Origin of the sequence: Pedobacter sp. GR22-6, assembly GCF_037402555.1 — a bacterium.
GTDB lineage: Bacteria > Bacteroidota > Bacteroidia > Sphingobacteriales > Sphingobacteriaceae > Pedobacter.
Genome location: NZ_JBBEUC010000010.1, coordinates 1 through 5,448 on the forward strand (window position 1 = coordinate 1; position 5,448 = coordinate 5,448).

At 47.8% G+C, this 5,448-nt stretch carries 2 tRNA genes and 3 rRNA genes; all 5 read right to left on the reverse strand.

Annotation, left to right across the window (positions count from 1 at the left end):
• Positions 1-28: 28 nt before the first annotated feature.
• The 5 genes from rrf to WAE59_RS25760 all read right to left on the reverse strand — a co-directional run bounded on the left by rrf (position 29) and on the right by WAE59_RS25760 (position 5,238).
• Positions 29-140 (reverse strand): 5S ribosomal RNA (rrf, locus tag WAE59_RS25740).
• Between the two features lie 132 nt (positions 141-272).
• A 23S ribosomal RNA gene (locus tag WAE59_RS25745) occupies positions 273-3,151 on the reverse strand.
• Between the two features lie 223 nt (positions 3,152-3,374).
• Positions 3,375-3,451 (reverse strand) — tRNA-Ala (locus WAE59_RS25750).
• A 14-nt stretch (positions 3,452-3,465) separates the two neighbouring features.
• Positions 3,466-3,540 (reverse strand) — tRNA-Ile (locus WAE59_RS25755).
• Positions 3,541-3,716: 176 nt separating this feature from the next.
• Positions 3,717-5,238 (reverse strand): 16S ribosomal RNA (locus WAE59_RS25760).
• Together the 16S, 23S and 5S rRNA genes with 2 tRNA genes alongside form the textbook arrangement of a ribosomal RNA operon.
• Positions 5,239-5,448: the final 210 nt, after the last annotated feature.

Genomic DNA, 5,448 nt, shown 5'->3' on the forward strand with positions numbered 1-5,448 from the left:
GTAGTTTTCACTACAGGCTTTCTTTAAGATTTGGCACCGACCTACTCTCCCACGTGTTACCGCAGTACCATCGGCTCTGGTGGGCTTAACTTCTCTGTTCGGAATGGGAAGAGGTGGACACCACCGATATAGGCACCTAAATATTTTTAATGTTATTTAGTTGTATATCTATGCTTGTTGTTTGCACAACACGCAAGCTTTTATTGCAACATATAACAATGACATATTATTGAAAGAAGTTAAGTTTTGAAGAACAAACAACAGTTTACTGCTCTTGAAAGCTTCGGATTATTAGTATTACTCGACTTTGATGTCACCACCTTTACATCTGTAACCTATCAACGTAGTAGTCTGCTACGGTCCTATATGGAATTCTCATCTCGTGGCTAGTTTCGCACTTAGATGCTTTCAGCGCTTATCTATTCCCAGCGTAGCTACTCTGCAATGCCCCTGGCGGAACAACAGATTCACTAGAGGCTAGTCCAACCCGGTCCTCTCGTACTAAGGTCAGCCCCACTCAAAATTCCAACGCCCACAACAGATAGGGACCGAACTGTCTCGCGACGTTCTGAACCCAGCTCGCGTGCCACTTTAATCGGCGAACAGCCGAACCCTTGGGACCTTCTCCAGCCCCAGGATGTGACGAGCCGACATCGAGGTGCCAAACCTCCCCGTCGATATGAGCTCTTGGGGGAGATCAGCCTGTTATCCCCAGCGTACCTTTTATCCTTTGAGCGATGGCCCTTCCATGCAGAACCACCGGATCACTATATCCGTCTTTCGACCCTGATCGACTTGTCTGTCTCACAGTCAAGCAAGCTTATGCTATTGCACTCCTCATACGGTTACCAAGCGTATTGAGCTTACCTTTGAAAGCCTCCGTTACCTTTTTGGAGGCGACCACCCCAGTCAAACTACCCATCAAACAATGTCCTCCGCAGAGCGGAGTTAGACACCGAATACAGAAAGGGTGGTATTTCAACGTTGACTCCACGACGCCTGGCGACGCCGCTTCATAGTCTCCCACCTATCCTACACATCCTGTATCCAATGTCAATGTTAAATTGTAGTGAAGGTGCATGGGGTCTTTCCGTCCCGTTGCGGGTACCCGGCGTCTTCACCGGGACCACAATTTCACCGAGCTCATGGCTGAGACAGCGCCCAGATCGTTACACCATTCGTGCAGGTCGGAACTTACCCGACAAGGAATTTCGCTACCTTAGGACCGTTATAGTTACGGCCGCCGTTTACTGGGGCTTCGATTCAATGCTTCGCCTTGCGACTGACATCCCCTCTTAACCTTCCAGCACCGGGCAGGTGTCAGGCCTTATACTTCATCTTTCGATTTTGCAAAGCCATGTGTTTTTGTTAAACAGTCGCCTGGGCCTTTTCACTGCGGCTGATATTGCTACCAGCGCCCCTTCTCCCGAAGTTACAGGGCCATTTTGCCGAGTTCCTTAGCCATGATTCACTCGAGCACCTTAGAATTCTCTTCCCGGATACCTGTGTCGGTTTGCGGTACGGGTTTTTATAACCTGAAGCTTAGCGGTTTTTCTTGGAAGTCTGATTACCTGCACTATCCACGCCCCCGAAGGTTTGCGGTACTATCAGCATTCAGCAAGACCGGCGGATTTGCCTACCGGTCCTATACCTAAAGCCTTCAACGATCTATTCCGTCAGATCGCGGCAGTGTCACTACTCCGTCCCCACATCGCAGTTATAAAAAGTACGGAAATATTAATCCGTTGTCCATCGAATATCCCTTTCGGGTTCTCCTTAGGCCCCGACTAACCCTGATCCGATTAGCGTTGATCAGGAAACCTTATCCTTTCGGTGGGCGGGTTTCTCGCCCGCCTTATCGTTACTTATGCCTACATTTGCTTTTCCAGAAGCTCCAGCACAACTTACGTCATACCTTCGCTGCCGCTGGAATGCTCCCCTACCGTAATATTAATATTACCCATAGCTTCGGTGTACAATTTAATGCCCGTTTATTATCCATGCCCGATCGCTCGACTAGTGAGCTGTTACGCACTCTTTAAATGAATGGCTGCTTCCAAGCCAACATCCTAGCTGTCTATGCAATCGGACCTCGTTAGTTCAACTTAACTGTAACTTGGGGACCTTAGCTGATGGTCTGGGTTCTTTCCCTCTCGGCGCGTGACCTTAGCACCCCGCGCCTCACTGCTGAGTATATTATTAAGCATTCGGAGTTTGTCTGGATTTGGTAGGATTTGACTCCCCCGCACCCAATCAGTAGCTCTACCTCTTAATAACTTTACCTCAACGCTGTTCCTAAAAACATTTCGGGGAGTACGAGCTATTTCCCAGTTTGATTAGCCTTTCACCCCTACCCACAGATCATCCGGAAACTTTTCAACGTTTATCGGTTCGGTCCTCCAGTACGTGTTACCGCACCTTCAACCTGTCCATGGGTAGATCACAAGGTTTCGCGTCTACCTCCCCTGACTATACGCCCTATTCAGACTCGCTTTCGCTTCGGATCCGTGTCTTAAACACTTAACCTTGCCAGAGAAGAGTAACTCGTAGGCTCATTATGCAAAAGGCACGCCGTCACGCCACCTGGACGCTCCGACCGCTTGTAAGCACACAGTTTCAGGTTCTATTTCACTCCCCTGTTCGGGGTTCTTTTCACCTTTCCCTCACGGTACTGGTTCACTATCGGTCTCTCAGGAGTATTTAGCCTTACCGGATGGTGCCGGCAGATTCCCACAAGGCGTCTCCGACCTCGCGGTACTCAGGATACTACTAGACTAATGGTACTTACGTGTACGAGGCTCTCACTCTATATTGCCAGGCTTCCCATCCTGTTCCACTTCATTGCATTATAATCATATCGTAGTCCTACAACCCCACATATGCCGTAACATAAGTGGTTTGGGCTCTTTCCCTTTCGCTCGCCACTACTTAGGAAATCATTATTATTTTCTCTTCCTCTGCTTACTTAGATGTTTCAGTTCGGCAGGTTTGCGTATTATATACGACTAGTCTTCAACTAGCCAGGTTTCCCCATTCGGAAATCACCGGATCAATTCATATTTGCTAATCCCCAGTGCTTATCGCAGCTTATCACGTCCTTCATCGCCTCTGAGAGCCAAGGCATCCCCTGTGTGCTCTTATTTACTTTCTTCTCTCCATAGCCTTTTGCGCCTATGGAAATGCTTTTTTTGATTGTTGTTATCTCTTCAGAATTCAATTCGTAATTGCTTACTCATCTCTTCCTTTCAGATCAAACAACGTCTCTATTGTTGTTTGCTCTTCTTTTTTAACTTCTTCCAATATGTCAAAGAACTTTTCGATCCCGGGGTCGTTGCCTTCCCTATTTACGTACCTTTTATAACAAGTACCGGTGATGGTGGAGAATAACGGAGTCGAACCGTTGACCTCCTGCGTGCAAGGCAGGCGCTCTAGCCAGCTGAGCTAATCCCCCTTAGAATAGATCTGTAGTCCCGAGCAGATTTGAACTGCTGACCCCTACATTATCAGTGTAGTGCTCTAACCAAACTGAGCTACGGGACTAGGTATTCGTATCGCAGTTAATCATGAGTACTGATTTCTCATTTCACAAATCCTTGCTTACTCATCCTAACCGATTTCAGTATGGAACACTTCTTAATGTTTCATCCTATGGGTTTTCTTTTTGAGATTATTGTCATTTATATCATTTGCGCAGCGAGTAGTCAATCCTACTCCAGAAAGGAGGTATTCCAGCCGCACCTTCCGGTACGGCTACCTTGTTACGACTTAGCCCCAGTTATCGGTTTTACCCTAGGACGCTCCTTGCGGTTACATACTTTAGGTACCCCCAACTTCCATGGCTTGACGGGCGGTGTGTACAAGGCCCGGGAACGTATTCACCGCGTCATTGCTGATACGCGATTACTAGCGAATCCAACTTCAAGAGGTCGAGTTGCAGACCTCTATCCGAACTGTGAATGGCTTTTTGAGATTCGCATGCTGTTACCAGCTAGCTGCCCTCTGTACCATCCATTGTAGCACGTGTGTAGCCCCGGACGTAAGGGCCATGATGACTTGACGTCGTCCCCTCCTTCCTCTCTGTTTGCACAGGCAGTCTGTTTAGAGTCCCCACCTTTACATGCTGGCAACTAAACATAGGGGTTGCGCTCGTTGCGGGACTTAACCCAACACCTCACGGCACGAGCTGACGACAGCCATGCAGCACCTAGTTTCGTGTGATTGCTCACTTATCCATCTCTGGATAATTCACTAACTTTCAAGCCCGGGTAAGGTTCCTCGCGTATCATCGAATTAAACCACATGCTCCTCCGCTTGTGCGGGCCCCCGTCAATTCCTTTGAGTTTCACCCTTGCGGGCGTACTCCCCAGGTGGAATACTTAACGCTTTCGCTTAGCCGCTAACTGTATATCGCTAACAGCGAGTATTCATCGTTTAGGGCGTGGACTACCAGGGTATCTAATCCTGTTTGATCCCCACGCTTTCGTGCCTCAGCGTCAATAAAACCATAGTAAGCTGCCTTCGCAATCGGTGTTCTGTGACATATCTATGCATTTCACCGCTACTTGTCACATTCCGCCTACCTCTAGTTCATTCAAGCTCATCAGTATCAAGGGCACTGCGATGGTTGAGCCACCGTCTTTCACCCCTGACTTAATAAGCCGCCTACGCACCCTTTAAACCCAATAAATCCGGATAACGCTTGGATCCTCCGTATTACCGCGGCTGCTGGCACGGAGTTAGCCGATCCTTATTCCTTCGGTACATTCAGCTCATTACACGTAATGAGGTTTATTCCCGAATAAAAGCAGTTTACGACCCAGAGGGCTGTCTTCCTGCACGCGGCATGGCTGGTTCAGAGTTGCCTCCATTGACCAATATTCCTTACTGCTGCCTCCCGTAGGAGTCTGGTCCGTGTCTCAGTACCAGTGTGGGGGGTCATCCTCTCAGATCCCCTAGTCATCGTCGCCTTGGTGGGCCGTTACCCCGCCAACTAGCTAATGACACGCATGCCCATCTTAATCCTATAAATATTTGAACATTGGATAATGCTATCCTGTGTTTTTATGCGGTGTTAATCCGAATTTCTTCGGGCTATCCCCCTGATTAAGGTAGGTTGCATACGCGTTACGCACCCGTGCGCCACTTTCGTCAAGAGCAAGCTCTCAACTATCGTTCGACTTGCATGTATTAGGCCTGCCGCTAGCGTTCATCCTGAGCCAGGATCAAACTCTCCATTGTAAAATGTGTTGTTTGAACGCTGACCATTCTTAACTTAATTAATAATAGTCTTTATTCTATTTGTATTGTCTGATAGATATTGACTCTAAAATAATAGCTCAGTATTCATGTACTTTGAATCTGTACTTTCTTACCTCGCTACGCTATAAATGACATCTCTTTAATGAACTTCTCGAATCGCCTCACGGGTCTTCTTTATATGTTGCAATA